Annotated in this window: 17 protein-coding genes and 1 tRNA gene; 11 read left to right on the plus strand and 7 right to left on the minus strand. The window is 60.4% G+C overall.

All coding sequences use genetic code 11. The features are described 5' to 3' along the window. Positions 1-302: 302 nt before the first annotated feature. Positions 303-1,694, plus strand: a complete 1,392-nt coding sequence (gene gabP / locus PF1751_RS01505; RefSeq protein WP_042571325.1) for a GABA permease — start codon at positions 303-305, stop codon at positions 1,692-1,694. A gap of 142 nt (positions 1,695-1,836) precedes the next feature. Here the strand turns inward: gabP and PF1751_RS01510 are convergent, their stop codons facing one another. Together PF1751_RS01510 and PF1751_RS01515 are read right to left on the minus strand one after the other, a co-directional pair. Then, positions 1,837-2,250 carry a hypothetical protein gene (locus PF1751_RS01510; RefSeq protein WP_042571326.1) on the minus strand — a complete coding sequence of 138 codons (414 nt, stop codon included), beginning with the start codon at positions 2,248-2,250 and terminating at the stop codon, positions 1,837-1,839. A gap of 12 nt (positions 2,251-2,262) precedes the next feature. Further along, a complete protein-coding gene (locus PF1751_RS01515) occupies positions 2,263-3,207 on the minus strand; it encodes an alpha/beta hydrolase family protein (RefSeq protein ID WP_044286489.1) in 945 nt (314 codons plus the stop codon). Between the two features lie 175 nt (positions 3,208-3,382). Between PF1751_RS01515 and PF1751_RS01520 the strand changes: the two genes are divergently transcribed. The 3 genes from PF1751_RS01520 to PF1751_RS01530 all read left to right on the plus strand — a co-directional run bounded on the left by PF1751_RS01520 (position 3,383) and on the right by PF1751_RS01530 (position 6,705). Continuing rightward, complete coding sequence (locus tag PF1751_RS01520) at positions 3,383-4,348, plus strand: arsenic resistance protein (RefSeq protein WP_044286490.1); 966 nt, start codon at positions 3,383-3,385, stop codon at positions 4,346-4,348. An 87-nt stretch (positions 4,349-4,435) separates the two neighbouring features. Continuing rightward, positions 4,436-6,028, plus strand: coding sequence for an ArnT family glycosyltransferase (locus PF1751_RS01525; protein ID WP_044286491.1), 1,593 nt, complete (start codon positions 4,436-4,438; stop codon positions 6,026-6,028). 119 nt (positions 6,029-6,147) lie between these two features. Continuing rightward, positions 6,148-6,705, plus strand: a complete 558-nt coding sequence (locus PF1751_RS01530; RefSeq protein WP_044286493.1) for a hypothetical protein — start codon at positions 6,148-6,150, stop codon at positions 6,703-6,705. A gap of 141 nt (positions 6,706-6,846) precedes the next feature. On the opposite strand, the gene PF1751_RS01535 is transcribed toward PF1751_RS01530, so the two are convergent. The 4 genes from PF1751_RS01535 to PF1751_RS01550 all read right to left on the minus strand — a co-directional run bounded on the left by PF1751_RS01535 (position 6,847) and on the right by PF1751_RS01550 (position 10,569). Further along, a tRNA-Phe gene (locus tag PF1751_RS01535) sits at positions 6,847-6,922 on the minus strand. A gap of 103 nt (positions 6,923-7,025) precedes the next feature. Continuing rightward, entirely contained in the window at positions 7,026-7,298 is a 273-nt protein-coding gene (locus PF1751_RS01540; RefSeq protein ID WP_010213895.1) for an oxidative damage protection protein, read from the minus strand. Then, positions 7,295-8,362 carry an A/G-specific adenine glycosylase gene (gene mutY, locus PF1751_RS01545; RefSeq protein ID WP_021492194.1) on the minus strand — a complete coding sequence of 356 codons (1,068 nt, stop codon included), beginning with the start codon at positions 8,360-8,362 and terminating at the stop codon, positions 7,295-7,297. Before mutY ends, PF1751_RS01540 begins: the two co-directional genes overlap by 4 nt. Beyond that, positions 8,359-10,569, minus strand: a complete 2,211-nt coding sequence (locus PF1751_RS01550; RefSeq protein ID WP_010213892.1) for an AsmA family protein — start codon at positions 10,567-10,569, stop codon at positions 8,359-8,361. The genes mutY and PF1751_RS01550 overlap by 4 nt, the downstream gene beginning before the upstream one ends. Positions 10,570-10,894: 325 nt before the next feature. Between PF1751_RS01550 and PF1751_RS01555 the strand changes: the two genes are divergently transcribed. From PF1751_RS01555 to PF1751_RS01585, 7 genes are all read left to right on the plus strand, one after another. After that, positions 10,895-12,556, plus strand: a complete 1,662-nt coding sequence (locus PF1751_RS01555; RefSeq protein ID WP_021492193.1) for an OFA family MFS transporter — start codon at positions 10,895-10,897, stop codon at positions 12,554-12,556. Between the two features lie 231 nt (positions 12,557-12,787). Further along, the gene (gene hisB, locus PF1751_RS01560) at positions 12,788-13,381 is read left to right on the plus strand and encodes an imidazoleglycerol-phosphate dehydratase HisB (protein WP_003218037.1); all 594 of its coding nucleotides are present in this window, start codon (positions 12,788-12,790) and stop codon (positions 13,379-13,381) included. After that, positions 13,381-14,019, plus strand: coding sequence for an imidazole glycerol phosphate synthase subunit HisH (gene hisH / locus PF1751_RS01565; protein ID WP_010213889.1), 639 nt, complete (start codon positions 13,381-13,383; stop codon positions 14,017-14,019). The genes hisB and hisH overlap by 1 nt, the downstream gene beginning before the upstream one ends. Beyond that, positions 14,020-14,277 (plus strand): DUF2164 domain-containing protein, encoded by a 258-nt coding sequence (locus PF1751_RS01570; RefSeq protein ID WP_010213888.1) that lies wholly within the window; start codon positions 14,020-14,022, stop codon positions 14,275-14,277. A gap of 39 nt (positions 14,278-14,316) precedes the next feature. Beyond that, positions 14,317-15,054: a 1-(5-phosphoribosyl)-5-[(5-phosphoribosylamino)methylideneamino]imidazole-4-carboxamide isomerase gene (gene hisA / locus PF1751_RS01575; protein WP_003187784.1), complete on the plus strand. Its 738-nt coding sequence runs from the start codon at positions 14,317-14,319 to the stop codon at positions 15,052-15,054. Positions 15,055-15,063: 9 nt separating this feature from the next. After that, positions 15,064-15,834, plus strand: coding sequence for an imidazole glycerol phosphate synthase subunit HisF (gene hisF / locus PF1751_RS01580; protein ID WP_016972251.1), 771 nt, complete (start codon positions 15,064-15,066; stop codon positions 15,832-15,834). A 66-nt stretch (positions 15,835-15,900) separates the two neighbouring features. Beyond that, positions 15,901-16,656, plus strand: coding sequence for a substrate-binding periplasmic protein (locus PF1751_RS01585; protein ID WP_010213885.1), 756 nt, complete (start codon positions 15,901-15,903; stop codon positions 16,654-16,656). A gap of 50 nt (positions 16,657-16,706) precedes the next feature. On the opposite strand, the gene PF1751_RS01590 is transcribed toward PF1751_RS01585, so the two are convergent. Beyond that, positions 16,707-17,480: a divergent polysaccharide deacetylase family protein gene (locus tag PF1751_RS01590; RefSeq protein WP_010213884.1), complete on the minus strand. Its 774-nt coding sequence runs from the start codon at positions 17,478-17,480 to the stop codon at positions 16,707-16,709.

A 17,480-nucleotide genomic window follows, 5' to 3' on the forward strand; every position in this document is an offset into this window, starting at 1 on the left:
GTTAACCGGGCAAACGGTGCATATCAGCCCTTTTGTGGGGCGTCACGTACTTTTTGTGTGTGTTTATGGTGCGTTTATTCGTCTTGAATGTGAGTCGCACGGTAACGCTATAGCGGAATGCCATTGTTCTCAATGACTTGCGAGGCGTGTTGAAACTTCCTACAGCCCGCGTCAATCGCGGCGCTGTAACATTTTGGCGCAAATCTTGCGTAAAAAATAAAGAACGCCCTGTTGGTTTCTTTTCACGACAAAGATTCCGAGCCGGGCCGACCGTTTTCGCAATTCCTCGTAAAGGTGTGTCAATGAGTAGTACGCAAAGCTCCAATGACCTCGAACAGGGGCTCAAACCGCGTCACGTCACCATGCTGTCGATTGCCGGCGTTATCGGTGCCGGTTTGTTTGTCGGCTCCGGCCACGCGATTGCTGCCGCCGGCCCGGCCGTACTGTTGGCGTATGCCGCTGCGGGGACGCTGGTGGTGTTGGTGATGCGAATGCTGGCCGAAATGGCCGTGGCGTCGCCGGACACCGGTTCGTTCTCCACCTACGCTGACCGGGCGATCGGCCACTGGGCCGGTTTCACCATTGGCTGGTTGTACTGGTGGTTCTGGGTGTTGGTGATTCCGTTGGAAGCCAACGCTGCCGCGACCATCCTTCATGCCTGGTTCCCTGATATTGCGATCTGGGTCTTTACCCTGGTCATTACCCTGCTGCTGACAGCAACCAACCTGTTCAGCGTGAAGAACTACGGCGAGTTCGAGTTCTGGTTTGCGTTGATCAAGGTCGTGGCGATCGTGGGCTTCGTGATCCTCGGCCTGGCCGCTATTTTCGGGTTCCTGCCGACCAGCCAGGTCAGCGGTGTTTCCCACCTGTTCGACACCCAAGGCTTCATGCCCAACGGCATGGGCGCTGTGTTGGCTGCAATCCTGACCACCATGTTTTCGTTCATGGGCACTGAGATTGTCACCATCGCCGCCGCTGAGTCGAAGAACCCAGGCCAGCAAATTACCAAGGCAACCAACTCGGTGATCTGGCGGATTGGTTTGTTCTACCTGTTGTCGATCTTCATCGTGGTGTCCCTGGTGCCGTGGAACGATCCGACCCTGGCAGCCGTAGGTTCCTACCAGACCGTGCTGGAACGCATGGGCATCCCGAACGCCAAGCTGATCGTCGACCTGGTGGTATTGGTTGCCGTGACCAGCTGCTTGAACTCGGCGCTGTACACCGCTTCGCGCATGCTGTTCTCCCTGGGTCGTCGCGGTGATGCGCCAGCGGTGGCCAAGCGCACCAACAAGAGCGGCACGCCTTACTGGGCTGTGCTGTTGTCGACTGGCGCGGCATTCCTGGCGGTATTCGCCAACTACGTGGCCCCGGCGGCAGTGTTCGAATTCCTGCTGGCCAGCTCCGGCGCCATTGCGCTGCTGGTGTACCTGGTGATCGCCGTGTCGCAACTGCGCATGCGCCAGAAACGCACGGCGGCGGGCGAGAAGATTGTCTTCAAGATGTGGCTGTTCCCAGGCCTGACCTACGCGGTGATGGTGTTCATCGTGGGTACGCTGACCATCATGCTGTTCCAGGAAGCGCACCGTATCGAGATCATTGCGACTGGGGTGCTGAGCTTGCTGGTGGTGGCGGCGGGGCTGTTTGTGTCGAGCCGTCGCAAGACACAGAGGGTAGGTGCTGCGGCACTTAACTGATGTGATATAAGCCGGTGCTTGAGGGCGCCGGCATTAAAAATGTGGGAGCAGGCTTGCTCGCGAAAGTGGTAGATCAGTCACTATTTCTGGCGACTGAAACACCGAATTCGCGAGCAAGCCCGCTCCCACATTTGGTTTTGTATCAGTCCTGGGAGTTGGTCAGCGCTTGGGACGCCGCGACGTAATCCGCCTGGAACTGCGGCGACTCGATCCACGCCAGGGCCGCGGCTTCATCATCGGTATCTGTAGCCCACTGCCGATACTCGATCAGCGCCGCCAGGATAAAATCGGTGGCTTCTTCTTCGCCTTCCTGTTCCAGCACCAGTGCCAGCAACGGGTGGGCCAAGAACACGGCGCACAAGGCCTGTTGGCTGGTTTCGCCAGCGGTGCGCATCTCTACGAACAGCTCGGTCAAATCCACTGACTCAAGGTCAATGCGACTGTCGTCGCCGGCAAATGCGTCCGGCTTGGTCGCTACGGCACGCTGGGTACGGTTCTGCTTGGCCTTGGCCTTTGCCCGGTGGGCACGTTTTTGTTGCTTGTTCGGCGAGGCCATGGGCTCAGCGTCCTAGGTTTCGGATCGGGATGGGGTATTGAAGCGCAGGTTGAGGGAAATCCCAAGGGTATCTGCAGCCAATTGGCCGGTTTGAAGCCACGCCAATGCAATCGGCCACAGCCGATCCTGATACTCGCTGCGAAAAAATGCGAAATGTCCGACTTCCTTTTCGCCTATGTCTTCAGGCGCGATCCGCAGATGAGTGCGCGCACTGCTGTCGAAGTAATCCAATAGTCGCTCGATGGCAGCTACCGTTCCGAAGGGGTCGTCGGTGATACTGATAGCCAGTATCTGCGCCTTCACACGACTGAATGGCAACTTACCCAAGGCTCGTCCGCTGGGGCGTGTTTCGTACCTGGGCGTCGGGGTACTCCAGTCCCGCACCACGCCCGCTGGAGTGTCTTCCAGCCAGTCCAGGCGCTTGCCGGGAAAGTGCCCGCACAGCTTGGTCAATAACGGCATCACCACATGCCACTTGGCGAACATTCGCCAGCGCACGTCCGCCGCGTAATCGCGCCAGTACGCAAACTGCGCGCCTACGGTCACCATTCGCCGAATGACCGCACCCGATGCCCCGAGCCCTGCCGCGCAGCCACCGAAGCTATGGCCGACGACATCAATCGGCTGTCCCGGAAACTCCCGTTGCGCGCGCTTCAGCATTGCCTCGAAATCCAGCGCGCCCCAATCCGACCATGAGGCCTTGAAGCCACGCAATGAGCCATTGCGGGATTCGCCGATGCCACGGTAGTCGTAGGTGATGACGTCAACGCCGTTGGCGAACAGGTAGTCGGCAAAGCGCGCGTAGTGGCGGCAGCGGACGGAGGTGGCGGCGTTGATGATGACGACCGGGCGCTCAAGGTCGGTGCGCGGGTGGTGCCAGGTGAAGCCGCCCAGGACGTAGCCGTCGGCGGCAGGTTCCTGGAAAGCTTCCGGAGTGGGGCGGGTTGGGCGGTTCATGGGACTGCCGGGTCCTTGCGCCTTGGGTAAGGGCATGCTGGCTCACGCGCTTTTTTATAAGACGCCGAACTTAACAAATTTCGGGCATTGTGATTGCGAAGATTGTCGGGATGCTCGACCTTTCCCCCTCCAGATGCTTAGGCTGACGGCCTTTCGATCAATCTGGGCCAGCCTCATGACTCGCGACGTCCTCGAACACAACCAAATTCCGGTCTACTTCGCAGCCGTTCTGCTGGCGGTCGGCTTCGGTCTGTTCGCGCCCTCATTCGCCCAGGGCCTCAACGCGTTTGTCACCCCTGCCATCGCGGTGCTGATGTACGCAATGTTCCTGCAAATCCCCTTTCTGGACGTGCGCCAACGCCTGAGCAACAAACGCTTCCTGTCGGCATTGCTGCTCGCCAACTTCATCCTCATTCCGTTACTGGTATGGGCATTGACTCAAAGCCTGGCAGGACGCCCGGCTCTGCTGGTTGGGGCGTTGCTGGTATTGCTGACCCCGTGCATCGACTACGTGGTGGTGTTTACCCATATCGGCAAGGGCGACTCACGGCTGATGCTGGCGGCGACGCCGGTGTTGTTGTTGCTTCAGTTGGCGCTGTTGCCGATCTATTTGAGCGTGATGCTCGGGACACAGTCCGCGGTGGTGGTGGAGGTGGGTCCGTTTATCGAGGCGTTCTTCCTGCTGATCGTGGTGCCGATGGTTCTGGCCGTACTCACGACTTCTCTGGCACGGCAATCATCGCTCGTCAGTGCTTGGAACGTCGCCTGGGCGTGGATGCCGGTGCCGGCGATGGCGCTGGTGCTGTTTGTGGTGATCGGCTCGCAAATCATCTCGGTGGTGCGGGATATCAACCTGCTGCTGCCGGTGATCCCGGTGTACATCGGTTTCCTGTTGCTGGCGCCATTGATGGGGGCGCTGGCATCGCGGCTGTTTGCGCTGCCCGCGGTGACGGCCAGGGCGGTGACGTTCAGCGCGTCGACGCGCAATTCGCTGGTGGTGTTGCCCTTGGCGCTGGCGCTGCCGGAGGACGTGCGTGGGTTGGCAGCGACGGCCGTGATCCTGCAAACCTTGGTCGAATTGGTTGGCGAGTTGATTTATGTACGACTGATTCCGAAATGGGTGTGGCCCGCGGGTCGGTAAAAACGGGAATGTTCAGGTCCGTTCAGGCGCTATTCAGCAGGGCAGTCGGCACCATAAGTCGGCGCCCCTTACCTGACAGGTCAACCGATGGATCACCGCAACCGTTTTCGCCTGGAGTCCCTAGGCATCTTCCTGTTTGCAATGCTGCTTTTTACCCTGGGTATCTGGGATCAGCAGCCCCAGGGATTTGACGGACGCTGGGCGCTGTTCCTGCAAGAAATGTTTCGCCATGGTGCGAGTCTTTTCCCGACCACCTACGGCCAGCCCTACGCGGATTACCCAGGCACCGCGACGTTCTTCAGCTTTGTGTTTGCCCGACTCTTTGGCGCGCCCAACCATCTGGCCAATGTGCTGCCCACCGCCCTGGCTTCCGCGGGCGTGGTTACCTTGATTTATCGGTTGCTGGTCCCGGCGAATCGCCAGTGGGCGCTGCTCACTGTGCTGTTGACCCTGCTTACCACTCAACTGCTCGAAAAATCCCGCTCGGTCTGCCTGGATCAGATGGTGGCGTTGTTGTGTGTAGGAAGTTTTTACCTGTTGCACAGTGGCGGGCGTTGGAGGCGGCTTGGGGTGTTTCCGTTGTTCATCCTGGGCTTTGCGATACGCGGGCCGCTGGGGTTGATCGAAGTCTGTGGCGTGGTCTGTGTGTACTGGGCGTTGGGCAAGCCTGGGGAACGTGTGAAACAGGTGCTGATTCACGGCGCTGTTGGCCTAGTGCTGCTGGCAATCTGTTGGTGGTTGCTGATGAAGTTGGCGCGCATCAGTGGGGGCGACGCCTTTGCCGACGAGGTCTTCAGGATGCAGGTAGGCGGCCGTCTCGATGAAACCGGCGAGCCGTTCTATTTCTACTTCCAATTGAGCCTGTACCGCTATTTCCCGGTGGTGCCATTGGCGCTGGCCACAATGATTGCGCTGCGTCATCGCTGGTCCGAGCGGTTCGAAGGTGACCTGCAATGGGTGGCACGACTCGGCGCCTGCGGCTTGATGATCTTGCTCGGGCTGTCGGTGCCGCACTTCAAGCGTGCGTATTACGTCCTGCCCATGGTGCCGATGTTTGCGGCTGTCGCGGCCTATGGGTTGCTTCAGGCGCCAGGTTGGCTCTCGGGCGTGCGCCGATGCTACGAAGGGCTGATCGTGGCGCTGCCGGCGTTGTGCGTGGTTGTAGTCTTTGTCTGTCGGCATGGGTGGCAAAAGCAGGGTTACTGGCCCGACGTTTCGCTGCCGTTGCTGATTGGCGTGTTGGCGGTGTTGCAAGTCGCAGCGCTGATCGCCTGGCGGCGAGTGGGGCGGTTGGTGTGGCTCAGCCTGATCGCATTGATGGCGCAATGGTTGCTATTGGTGACGGTAGTGGAGCCGGCCAAGGACCTGCAATTCGATACCCGCAAGTTTGTGGGTCAGGTCGAAGCGATGCGTGCCACGGCGCCTGGGCCGCTGGTGTTTATCAACCTGGGCCGGGACACTTGGGCGGTGCGCTACATGATGAACCTGAATCACGATGAGCAGCCGGTATTTATCGGCAGGGCAGAGCTTGATCAGCTAGAGGGAGTGCCCCGGCCTGCGTGGGTGATTGTGGCGCGCAAGGAAACGGCATTGCTCAAAGGGACGGCGCTGGAGCATCAGCATGCGGTATTCAGTGGGCGGTTGAATGACAATCCATTGATGGTGTTTTTGCTCAACTGAAAGGCGGTGGGTTGCGTACTGTCACTTCATCTTCGGTCCCGATAAAGACAGTATTCAGTGATGCGTTCGGCTACTGTGGCCTGCGCAAAATACACTGACGCACTTTTTCAAGGATTGAAATGAAAGCCCTATTGCTTGTGTTATCCACCGTCGCCCTGCTGTACGGCTGCACCACGCCGCTCACGTCCGACATGTCTAGCCCGTCGATTGCCGACACCAAAACCGTGGTGTTCGGCGGTAAAGCGTTCGTTCTCAAATTTCAGAAACCGGGCTTGTGGGAGTATTTCCCGGCAGAGGAAAGCATCGATGCCTGGAATGAAATGCTGGACTTCACCGTCGTGCCTCGGGAGATGAACCGCTTCAAACCCCTCGACCTCGCCAAGCGGGCCATCCAGCTTCACCAGCAAGAAAACCCGAACATGCCTGCGATCCTGCTGACCGACAATAAAACCGGAATCGATTATTCGATGATGTTTTATCCCACCTCATTGCGTAAAGACGGGCAATTCTCGGAAATCAGTTATTTCAAGTATTACAGGGATGGCACTACCGGGCAGACCATCATCTTTCACTTTGCCAGGAACATTCCAAGACCGAACGAGCCCTCGCAAAGCGCAATAGAAACGGGCCGGGAAATAGTGCCGCTGATAGAGGCGTTCCCGCTGTATCGGCCGTAATGCCGTTGAACGCACAGCACCGATCGATTCGCCGGCGGTGCTTGCCGGAAAAGCGTCTATAGGATTTGTATTTTGAAGGGTGGCGAGGGCCGTAAACGAAAAAACCCCTGAGACCTTTCGGAATCAGGGGTTTCGGTATTTTGGTGCCCAGAGACGGAATCGAACCGCCGACACGGGGATTTTCAATCCCCTGCTCTACCGACTGAGCTATCTGGGCAACGGGGCGCATTAAACGGGTTTTTCAGGGGGTCGTCAAGCAAGTTTTCAAAAAATATTTAATTATTACCGTCGCTTACGTGCAGACCCCGGTTTTTGATCAATTATTGAGCAGGTGGCACGTAGCCGTCGGCCTTGGCGTAATCCTCGCCGGAAAAGAACTTGTCCATTTCGCCCGCCAGGTATTTACGGTCTTCGGCATTCATCATGTTCAGGCGCTTTTCGTTGATCAGCAGGGTCTGGTGTTTCAGCCAGTCGCCCCAGGCCTTGGCCGAGACGTGCTCGAAAATGTCCTGGCCTTTGGCGCCCGGGTAAGGAGGGCGTTCGAGGCCTGGCAGTTCTTCTTTGTACTTGCGGCACATGATGGTGCGGGTCATGACGAAACTCCTGCATTCAATACGTCGGCCGCGCGTTTCAGCAGTTTTTTTACCGGGGCGGCAAGGCCCAGGCGCGGCGGGGTGGCGAGGTTATACCAGAGCCAGTCGGCCTCGGCCACGTGATGGGCGGATTCCTCGACCTGGACCAGCCAGGGTTCGATGGCGAGCTGGAAGTGGCTGAAGGTGTGGATCAGCCCCGGCAGTTCCTGGTGCTTGCCCAGCGCCAGCGCGTGCTGGTTGGCCAGGTGTTCCAGGTCTTGCAGGTCATCCAGCTCCGGCAGACTCCAGAGACCGCCCCACAGGCCCGTCGAAGGGCGGCGGTAAAGCAGGATTGCGCCCTCGGCATTGGCCAGCAGCGGCATCAGCGTGCGCTTTTGCGGGAGGGTCTTGCGTGGCTTGGGGATTGGATAACGTGTCTCCAGGCCGAGCATGTGGGCTTCGCAGCCTTTTTCCAGTGGGCACAGCAGGCAGCTGGGTTTGCTGCGGGTGCAAAGCGTGGCGCCCATGTCCATCATCGCCTGGGTGTAGGCGTTGACACGGTCATGGGGCGTGAAGCGTTCTGCGGTGGCCCACAGCTGCTTGGCCACCTTGGGCTCGCCTGGGTAGCCCTCTTGCGCGGTAAAGCGCGCCAGCACGCGCTTGACGTTGCCGTCGAGGATCGGCGCGCGCAGGCCCATGCTCAGGCTGGCGATCGCGCCAGCGGTGGACAAGCCGATGCCGGGCAACTCGGTGAGCTTCTCGACATCCTTGGGAAACTCGCCGCCGTACTCGGCCACGACAATCTTTGCGGTCTTCTGCAGATTGCGCGCGCGGGTGTAGTAACCCAGGCCGGTCCACAAATGCAGTACTTCATCTTCCGGCGCCGCGGCCAGGGCCTCGACCGTTGGCAGCGAAGCCATGAAACGGTCGAAGTAATTGAGCACGGTGCTCACCTGGGTCTGTTGCAGCATGATCTCCGAGACCCACACCCGGTAAGGCGTGATGCCCTGTTGCCAGGGCAGGTCATGGCGACCGTGGCGGTCGTACCAGTCAAGCACCGCCGTTGAAAACTGCTCGTCTCTCATCGTTTGAACAGGCCTTTCAAAGCATCTTTGAGCTGCGGATTAACCTTGTCGAGCTTCTCTTCCAGCTTCTCGTTCAGGCGGTTGCCGGCGGCCTTGATGGCAACCTGGCCCAGGCCGTCCTTGTCCAGGCGGCAGGCCTTGGCGCCGAGTTCCAGCGGGCCACGGCAGCGCAACGGCACTTCGATGCCCTGGAAGTTCGAGCCCACCTGGCAGGCGGGATCCGGCGTTTCACGCTGGTCGCCTTCGACGATGATACCGACGCGGTAGTCCATGCCCAGCACGCGCAGGTCGACGTCGCCATTGCCGTTGACGGTCAGGCCCGGGATGCGCACTTTCAGGTCGGGGTTGCTGGCCACGCCGTTACGGAAGGTCAGGTTGCCCTTCAATTCCTGGAATGGCGTGTCCTTGCCTTGTGGTGTGCTGCTCAAGGTCTTGCGGTTGAGCAAGGCGATACCGGTGCACAGCTGCTGTTCAAGGTTGGCGTTGAGCAATACGCCGTTGTTGATCACAAAGCTGGCGGTGCCGTTGAGGCTGTCGATCAGGGCTTTCTGGCTATTGCCGCGGCCCGTGAGGTTGCTGTCGAGGGTGACTTGGCCCTTCACCGGCGGGTTTTGCCCCTGAGCTTGCAGGATGCGTTCGACCGGCACTTGCTTGATGTGGCTTTGCAGCGCGAGCACCGGGATGTCCTGGCGCACGTCGAGCGTGCCATTGGCCTGGAACGAACCGTTGTAGAGACCGCCGCTCAGGGTGTCGAGCTTGAGCTGGCCATCGACGCCGGACGCCTTGAGCACCGCATTCTGGATCGGCAGCTTGCTCAGGGTCAGTTGGCCGAAGGCCAGGTCGGCGTTCACATCCAGCGTGCGCAGGCGTGTCAGCGGCAACAGTTTGTCGGTGCTCCAGGCACCTTTGGTCGGCGCGTCGGGCAGTGGCGTGGTGCCGCCGGCAGCCATGGCACCGGCTTCGCTGTTCTGCACTTCGGCCTGGCGGGCTGCGGCTGCGCCTTTGGCGGATTCAGACTTGGCCGGCAGGTAATTGTCGGCGTTGAAGGTATCGCCTTTGAGTTGGACGCGCAGGGATTGCTTGGCAAAGTCTTCCACGGCGAGGCGACCGGTGAAGGTGCTGCCGTCGAGTTTCAGGTTCAGGTCTTCCAGGGCCAGGCTGGTCGGCGTGCCCTTGAGACGGCTGACCAGTTCGACTTTGCTCAGGCTGCCCTCGGCCATGGGCGGCAGCGGATGGCCGACGCCGTCGAGGAATTTGGCCAGGTCAAACTGGGCGATGGACAGCGCGCCGCTCAACTGCGGAGTCTTGTCCAGGTCGTTGACCTTCAGCTCGCCCAAGGCGCGTAACTGGTTGGCCGAGAGCTTCACGTTGGTCCATTCGGCGATATTGGCCGCCTGATCCACCAGCAATTGGCCCTGGGTCGAGAACGTCACGGTTTTGCCTTGCAGCGGCTCGCCCGTGGCTTCGCCGGTGATCTTCATGTCTTCAAACTGATAGCGCTTGAGCGCACGCTGGATACGCAGGTTGCCGTTGAGCTCGGTCTTGACGCGCATCACCGGCTGGTTGCTGCCGAAGAAGGCAGTGAGTTTCACCGGGATGCTGGCGCCTTCGTGCACGGCTCCGGCGCTCAGTTGGATGCTTTCGGCGCTGAACTGCTTGCCGGTCTGCTCGTCGTTGTATTCGACGCGGGCGTTGTTGATCGTCAGGCTGTCGATGTCCAGGCGGATGGGCTTCGATGGCTTTTCCGGTTCGGTCTCGGCAGGCTGCTCAACCGAGCCTGGGCTGCCGACGGTCGCCTCGGTCACGTTCTTGCCGATGTCCTCCCAGTTGCCGTGGCCTTGTTTGTCACGGTTGAGGCGCAGGTTGAGGCCTTCGACGCGTACATCGCTCATCTGCACTTCGCGGCGCAGCAGCGGCAGCACGCGCACCGACAGGCCAAGCATCTGCAGGTCGGCGAACGGCTGGGTCGGCGCGGTCAGTGTCGCCACGCTGGCTTCGTGCAGTTCAAGCCCGAGCCAGGGGAATAGGCTCCAGCCGATATCGCCATTGAGCGTCAGCTCGATGTGGGCCTTGTCGCGGGCAATCTGGCGAATCTCGTCTTTATAGTCGTTGGGATCGAAGAGATGGGTCAGGGCAAAGCCTAGAGCCACAATGATCAGCAACAGCCCGAGAAGTACCAGACCCAGGATTTTGCCGAACGCTTTCATGGGCGAGTCCTTGTATGTCGATTTCAAAATTTAGCCGCAGAGTATAACGCCCGACGGCCTGCGTCAGTGCCACGATCGTTACATTGTATCCAGGGCCGGGGAAACGGGTTTTTGGCGTCAAACAAAACAGATTTCCTGAAAAAGGTGATATCAGTTTGGTTTTTCTGTCATCCACAGATGCTAATCTCTGCGAGTTCGTCCGCCTTCTGCGGCTTAACGTCGCGCCTAAAAGGGAGCTTCACTCAACAAAACGGCCACGCTTTGCGTGCAAGGCCGAGGGAGAGAGCGCCTGACGAACACATACTAACAACTGGGGGAAACACCAATGAGCACAAGCACTGCGGCAGGTTCAACTGCCGCACAGCCTGCGTTCCTGTCCAAGGAACGCATCATCGCCAAGCCCGGCTTCAACCGCTGGCTGGTTCCACCGGCCGCCCTGGCCATCCACCTGTGTATCGGCATGGCCTACGGCTTCTCGGTGTTCTGGCTGCCACTGTCCAAGGCGCTGGGTATCACCAAGCCGGTCGCCTGTGCGCCGGACATGAGTTTCATCGCCCAAGTCTTCTCGTCGCAATGCGACTGGCCCATCTCGATGCTGGGCTGGATCTATACCCTGTTCTTCATCTTCCTGGGCTGCTCGGCAGCGATCTGGGGCGGCTGGCTGGAACATGCCGGGCCACGTAAGGCCGGTGTTGTATCGGCATTGTGCTGGTGCGGTGGCCTGCTGATCTCGGCGTTGGGTATCTACACCCACCAGATCTGGCTGATGTGGATCGGCTCCGGGGTCATTGGTGGTATTGGCCTGGGCCTGGGCTATATCTCGCCCGTGTCGACCCTGATCAAGTGGTTCCCGGACAAGCGCGGCATGGCGACCGGCATGGCGATCATGGGCTTCGGTGGCGGTGCTATGGTGGGTGCTCCGCTGGCAGCAGCATTGATGGGCCACTTCGCAACGCCCGACAGTGTGGGCGTATGGCAGAGCTTCCTGGTAATGGCCGCGATCTACTTCGTGTTCATGATCGGCGGCGCCTTGTCCTACCGCGTTCCGCCGACCGGCTGGAAGCCTGAGGGCTGGACCGCGCCGGCGAAAAAAGCCAGCAACGCGATGATCACTCACCGTCATGTGCACGTGAACGTGGCGTGGAAGACCCCGCAATTCCGCCTGGTGTGGCTGGTACTGTGCCTGAACGTCTCCGCCGGTATCGGCATCCTCGGCATGGCTTCGCCACTGCTGCAGGAAGTGTTCGGCGGCAAGCTGCTGGGTGTGGATGTGCCGTTTGGCCAACTGGATGCCGGTCAATTGGCTTCCATCGCAGCGATCGCTGCAGGTTTCACCGGTCTGTTGAGCCTGTTCAACATCGGTGGCCGGTTCTTCTGGGCGTCGTTCTCCGACTACCTGGGCCGTAAAAATACCTACTTCGTGTTCTTCGCCCTGGGCTTTGCCCTGTACGCGTTGATCCCGAACCTGGGTCACCTGGGCAACGTGGCGCTGTTCGTCGCCGCGTTCTGCATCATCCTGTCGATGTACGGCGGTGGTTTTGCGACCGTTCCGGCCTACCTGGCCGACCTGTTCGGTACGCAAATGGTCGGTGCGATCCACGGTCGCCTGCTGACTGCGTGGGCGGCGGCTGGCGTGCTGGGCCCGGTGCTGGTGAACTACCTGCGTGAGTATCAGTTGAGCATCGGCGTTGAACGCGCCGCTGCCTACGACATCACGTTGTACATCCTGGCCGGCCTGCTGGTGCTGGGTTTCATCTGCAACCTGCTGGTACGCCCGGTGGCCGACAAGTACTTCATGACCGACGCCGAACTGGCCGCCGAACAGGCGCTGGGTCACGACAAAGGCGCCGATGCCACCACTTCGCTGGAGTGGAAAGCCGCCCCTGGCACTGTGCCGTTGGCGATTGCAGCCTGGCTGGTAGTGGGGATTCCGTTGGCGTGGGGTGTGTGGGTAACCCTGCAGAAAACCGCAGTACTGTTCCACTAACACCGCAATAACGGTGGGCCCGGTTCCTATGGGAGCCGGGCTTGCCTGCTCCCGCACTTTATCTTCACCCGCCTGAAGCGATCGGGTCGGCGCACCATCCTGGAGCGCCTGCTTGTATGCACATGTCTATCGCCGACACTCCATCAGTCTTATCCCCTCCGATGTTTCTGTTTGGCGCCCGCGCCCCTATAATGGCTGCCTTTTTCGCCCAATGATTTTGCGGAGTTGGTGATGGCCGAACGTAAGGCGTCCGTCGAGCGCGACACTCTGGAAACCCAGATCAAAGCCTCGATCAACCTGGATGGCACCGGAAAGGCCCGATTTGATATCGGTGTCCCTTTTCTTGAGCACATGCTGGACCAGATCGCCCGTCACGGGCTGATCGACCTGGATATCGTCAGCAAAGGCGACCTGCATATCGATGACCACCACACGGTGGAAGACGTTGGCATCACCCTCGGCCAGGCGTTTGCCAAGGCTATTGGCGACAAAAAAGGCATCCGTCGCTACGGCCACGCCTACGTCCCGCTCGACGAAGCGCTGTCGCGCGTTGTCATCGACTTCTCTGGCCGCCCAGGCCTGCAGATGCACGTGCCCTACACCCGCGCCACTGTGGGCGGCTTTGACGTTGACCTGTTCCAGGAATTCTTCCAGGGTTTCGTCAACCACGCACTGGTCAGCCTGCACATCGACAACCTGCGTGGCACCAACACCCACCACCAGATCGAAACCGTGTTCAAGGCCTTCGGCCGCGCGCTGCGCATGGCCGTCGAGCTGGATGATCGCATGGCCGGGCAAATGCCATCGACCAAGGGCGTCTTGTAATGCAGACGGTCGCGGTTATCGATTACGGCATGGGTAACCTGCACTCGGTGGCCAAGGCCCTCGAACACGTAGGGGCCGGCAAGGTGCTGATCACCAGCGATGCCAACGTGATTCGCGAAGCCGACCGGGTGGTGTTTCCCGGCGTCGGTGCGATTCGCGACTGCATGGCCGAAATCCGCCGCCTGGGCTTTGACAGCCTGGTGCGCGAAGTCAGCCAGGATCGGCCGTTTCTCGGTATCTGCGTGGGCATGCAAGCCTTGCTCGACAGCAGTGAGGAGAACGACGGCGTCGACTGCATCGGCCTGTTCCCAGGCCAGGTGAAGTTCTTCGGCAAGGACCTGCACGAAGACGGCGAACACCTGAAAGTCCCGCACATGGGCTGGAACGAAGTCCGCCAGACCGTGGATCACCCGCTCTGGCACGACGTGCCGGACATGGCGCGTTTTTACTTCGTGCACAGCTACTACATCGCCGCCGGTAAACCGGGCCAGGTGGTGGGTGGCGGTCACTACGGCGTCGATTTCGCCGCCGCGCTGGCCGAGGGTTCGCGCTTTGCCGTGCAGTTCCACCCGGAGAAGAGCCATACCCACGGCCTGCAATTGCTGCAGAACTTCGCCGCCTGGGACGGGCGCTGGTAAATGGCCAGGAAGCCGAAGCAGCCGATCTTGAACCTCACGCCCGAACAGGAGAGTGAGGCTACCCTCAAGATCAAGCGCTTCATGGAGGACCGATTCGAGCTTAAATTGGGCTCGTTCGAGGTCGCCGAGATTCTTGAGCTGTTCACCACTGAAGTGGCTCCGCATTATTACAACAGGGCGATTTTCGACACGCAGACGCTCCTTAAAGAAAGGTTCGAAAGCATCGAAAGCGACCTGTGGTCGCTTGAGAAACCCTGATTTCCCAAGCATTGCTGAATATCGAATAAGGTTTGCCAGATGCTGATTATCCCCGCTATCGATCTCAAGGACGGCGCCTGCGTACGTCTGCGCCAAGGCCGCATGGAAGACTCCACTGTGTTCTCCGATGACCCGGTGAGCATGGCTGCCAAATGGGTAGAAGGGGGCTGCCGTCGTCTGCATCTGGTGGACTTGAACGGCGCCTTCGAAGGCCAGCCGGTCAACGGCGAAGTGGTTACCGCCATTGCCAAGCGCTATCCGAACCTGCCGATCCAGATCGGCGGCGGTATCCGCTCCCTGGAAACCATCGAGCATTACGTTAAAGCCGGCGTGAGCTACGTGATCATCGGCACCAAAGCCGTGAAAGACCCGGCGTTCGTCGCCGAAGCCTGCCGCGCGTTCCCCGGCAAAGTGATCGTGGGTCTGGATGCCAAAGACGGCTTCGTCGCCACCGACGGCTGGGCTGAAATCAGCACCGTGCAGGTGATCGACCTGGCCAAGCAGTTCGAAGCCGACGGCGTGTCCGCCATCGTTTATACCGACATCGCCAAAGACGGCATGATGCAGGGCTGCAACGTACCCTTCACCGCCGCGCTGGCGGCTGCGACCAAGATCCCGGTGATCGCTTCTGGCGGTATCCACAACCTGGGCGACATCAAGTCGCTGTTGGACGCCAAGGCGCCCGGCATCATCGGCGCCATCACCGGCCGTGCGATCTACGAAGGTACCCTGGACGTCGCCGAAGCCCAGGCTTACTGCGACGCCTACAACGGCTGAGGACTGACCATGGCGCTGGCCAAACGCATCATCCCTTGCCTGGACGTCGACAACGGTCGCGTGGTCAAGGGCGTCAAGTTCGAGAACATCCGCGACGCCGGCGACCCGGTGGAAATCGCTCGTCGCTACGATGAGCAAGGTGCCGACGAGATTACCTTTCTCGACATCACCGCCAGCGTCGATGGCCGCGACACCACGCTGCATACCGTCGAGCGCATGGCCAGCCAGGTCTTCATCCCCCTGACCGTGGGCGGCGGCGTGCGTACCGTGCAAGACATCCGCAACCTGCTCAATGCCGGCGCGGACAAGGTTTCGATCAACACCGCAGCCGTGTTCAACCCGGAGTTTGTCGGCGAAGCGGCGCAGCATTTCGGCTCGCAATGCATCGTCGTTGCCATCGACGCCAAGAAAGTCTCCGGCCCGGGTGAAACCCCGCGCTGGGAGATCTTCACCCATGGCGGGCGCAAGCCCACCGGCCTGGACGCGGTGGAGTGGGCAATGAAGATGGAAGGTCTGGGCGCCGGTGAAATCCTGCTGACCAGCATGGACCAGGACGGCATGAAAAACGGCTTCGACCTGGGCGTGACCCGCGCCATCAGCGATGCGCTGGGCATTCCGGTGATTGCTTCCGGCGGCGTCGGCAACCTGCAGCACCTGGCCGACGGTGTGACCGAAGGCCACGCCAGCGCGGTGCTGGCGGCGAGTATTTTTCACTTTGGCGAGTACACCGTTCCTGAGGCCAAGGCCTACATGGCGGCGCGCGGTATCGTCGTTCGCTGAATGCTGCTGGACACCATGGCAAGTGCGCGGCACTCTCTGCGCTTGCCATGGATTCCGGTAACTTACATGTTCAAGCACCTGCTGCTCGCCTTCGCCAGTACGTCCCTCCTGTTGGCAGGTTCGGCCCGCGCCGAAGAACCGTCCGACGCCTCCCTGGTGCTGCTGACGGAAAACTTCCCGCCCTACAACATGGCGAAAAACGGCAAGAACTTCGCCAAGGAAGAGAACATCGAAGGCATTGCCGTGGACATCGTGCGCGAGACCTTCAAGCGCGCCGGTATTGCCTACAACCTCACCCTGCGATTTCCTTGGGAACGCATCTACAAGCTCGCCCTGGAAAAACCTGGTTACGGTGTGTTCGTGATGGCCCGGCTGCCGGACCGTGAAGCGCTGTTCAAATGGGTCGGCCCCATTGGCCCCGACGATTGGGTGCTGCTGGCCAAGGCTGACAGCAAAATCCAACTGGCCCACCTTGAGCACGCCCGCCCCTACAGGATCGGTGCCTACAAGGGTGATGCGATTGCCGAGTCCCTGGAAAAACAGGGTTTAAAGCCGATAGTCGTGCTGCGGGACCAGGACAACGCGCAGAAACTGATGGATGGCCAGATCGATCTGTGGGCCACCGGCGATCCTGCCGGACGTTACCTGGCGCGCCAAGTCGGCGTGACGGGGCTCAAGACGGTCCTGCGCTTTAACAGCGCCCAGCTCTACCTTGCACTGAACAAGGACGTGCCGGATGAGCTGGTGGCCAAGCTTCAGGCCGCGCTGGACCAACTGCGAAAAGATGGCGTCGTCGACGAGATCATGGCGAACTATCTGTAACCGGCCGAACTCCCTGTAGGCGCTGGCAAGTCGGCGCCTACAACGGATCGTCAGCGGTAAATGCCATCCTTGCCGTGCCCGGCCATGGCCTGGTTGCTGCGCACGCTAATCATCAACTTGATATTGATCCAGTCGACGCCCTGGGCCTTGAGCTTGGGCAATTCGCGCTCCAACACCGCCAGGGTTTGTGGGTAAGGGTGGCCGATCATCACCACTGAACCCTGCTTGTGCGCCAGCTTGATTGCCGTCTGCAATTGCGTGGTGATCGCCGCTTCGGTGCGCTCGTCATCCAGAAACACATCCCGCGACACATGGGCCAGGCCAATCTTCTGCGCCTCGGCGGCCGCCACGGTTTGCGCACTGGTGCGGCTGTCGACGAAGAACTTGTTGCGCCGTTGCAGCTCGGCCATCAGCCAGGCCATGGCGGCCGGCTGGGCAGTCATGCGGCTGCCCATGTGGTTGTTGATACCGGCGGTGTAGGGCACGGCCTGGAACGCGGCGTCCAGGCGCTTGCCGAGTTCTTCGATGGACAACTCAGGATGCCAGGCAAACGGCCCGGTGGCCGGGTCCATGGGCATGTGCAGGATCACGATCTTGCCGGCCTTGTGCGCTTCGCGGGCGAATTCGGCGGCGTGGGGCGTGTCGGGCATGATCGCCGTGGTGACCGGCCCAGGCAGGGCCAGCACGCGACGATCGCGGGGCAGGTTTTGCCCGAGGTCGTCGATGATGAGGGTCAGGTAGGCTTTGTGCGGCTCACCGGCAGGTGTCGCGTGGGCGACGCCTGCCAGGCTGCACAGCACAGCAATGATCAGGGCAAAACGCAT

It is taken from the genome of Pseudomonas simiae (assembly GCF_000934565.1).
GTDB classification, from domain to species: Bacteria; Pseudomonadota; Gammaproteobacteria; order Pseudomonadales; family Pseudomonadaceae; genus Aquipseudomonas; species Aquipseudomonas simiae.

Coding starts and splice junctions, on each gene's coding strand:
- gabP (WP_042571325.1), top strand. CDS start 303: ATGAGTAGTACGCAAAGCTCCAATGACCTCGAACAGGGGCTCAAACCG.
- PF1751_RS01510 (WP_042571326.1), bottom strand. CDS start 2,250: ATGGCCTCGCCGAACAAGCAACAAAAACGTGCCCACCGGGCAAAGGCC.
- PF1751_RS01515 (WP_044286489.1), bottom strand. CDS start 3,207: ATGAACCGCCCAACCCGCCCCACTCCGGAAGCTTTCCAGGAACCTGCC.
- PF1751_RS01520 (WP_044286490.1), top strand. CDS start 3,383: ATGACTCGCGACGTCCTCGAACACAACCAAATTCCGGTCTACTTCGCA.
- PF1751_RS01525 (WP_044286491.1), top strand. CDS start 4,436: ATGGATCACCGCAACCGTTTTCGCCTGGAGTCCCTAGGCATCTTCCTG.
- PF1751_RS01530 (WP_044286493.1), top strand. CDS start 6,148: ATGAAAGCCCTATTGCTTGTGTTATCCACCGTCGCCCTGCTGTACGGC.
- PF1751_RS01540 (WP_010213895.1), bottom strand. CDS start 7,298: ATGACCCGCACCATCATGTGCCGCAAGTACAAAGAAGAACTGCCAGGC.
- mutY (WP_021492194.1), bottom strand. CDS start 8,362: ATGAGAGACGAGCAGTTTTCAACGGCGGTGCTTGACTGGTACGACCGC.
- PF1751_RS01550 (WP_010213892.1), bottom strand. CDS start 10,569: ATGAAAGCGTTCGGCAAAATCCTGGGTCTGGTACTTCTCGGGCTGTTG.
- PF1751_RS01555 (WP_021492193.1), top strand. CDS start 10,895: ATGAGCACAAGCACTGCGGCAGGTTCAACTGCCGCACAGCCTGCGTTC.
- hisB (WP_003218037.1), top strand. CDS start 12,788: ATGGCCGAACGTAAGGCGTCCGTCGAGCGCGACACTCTGGAAACCCAG.
- hisH (WP_010213889.1), top strand. CDS start 13,381: ATGCAGACGGTCGCGGTTATCGATTACGGCATGGGTAACCTGCACTCG.
- PF1751_RS01570 (WP_010213888.1), top strand. CDS start 14,020: ATGGCCAGGAAGCCGAAGCAGCCGATCTTGAACCTCACGCCCGAACAG.
- hisA (WP_003187784.1), top strand. CDS start 14,317: ATGCTGATTATCCCCGCTATCGATCTCAAGGACGGCGCCTGCGTACGT.
- hisF (WP_016972251.1), top strand. CDS start 15,064: ATGGCGCTGGCCAAACGCATCATCCCTTGCCTGGACGTCGACAACGGT.
- PF1751_RS01585 (WP_010213885.1), top strand. CDS start 15,901: ATGTTCAAGCACCTGCTGCTCGCCTTCGCCAGTACGTCCCTCCTGTTG.
- PF1751_RS01590 (WP_010213884.1), bottom strand. CDS start 17,480: ATGCGTTTTGCCCTGATCATTGCTGTGCTGTGCAGCCTGGCAGGCGTC.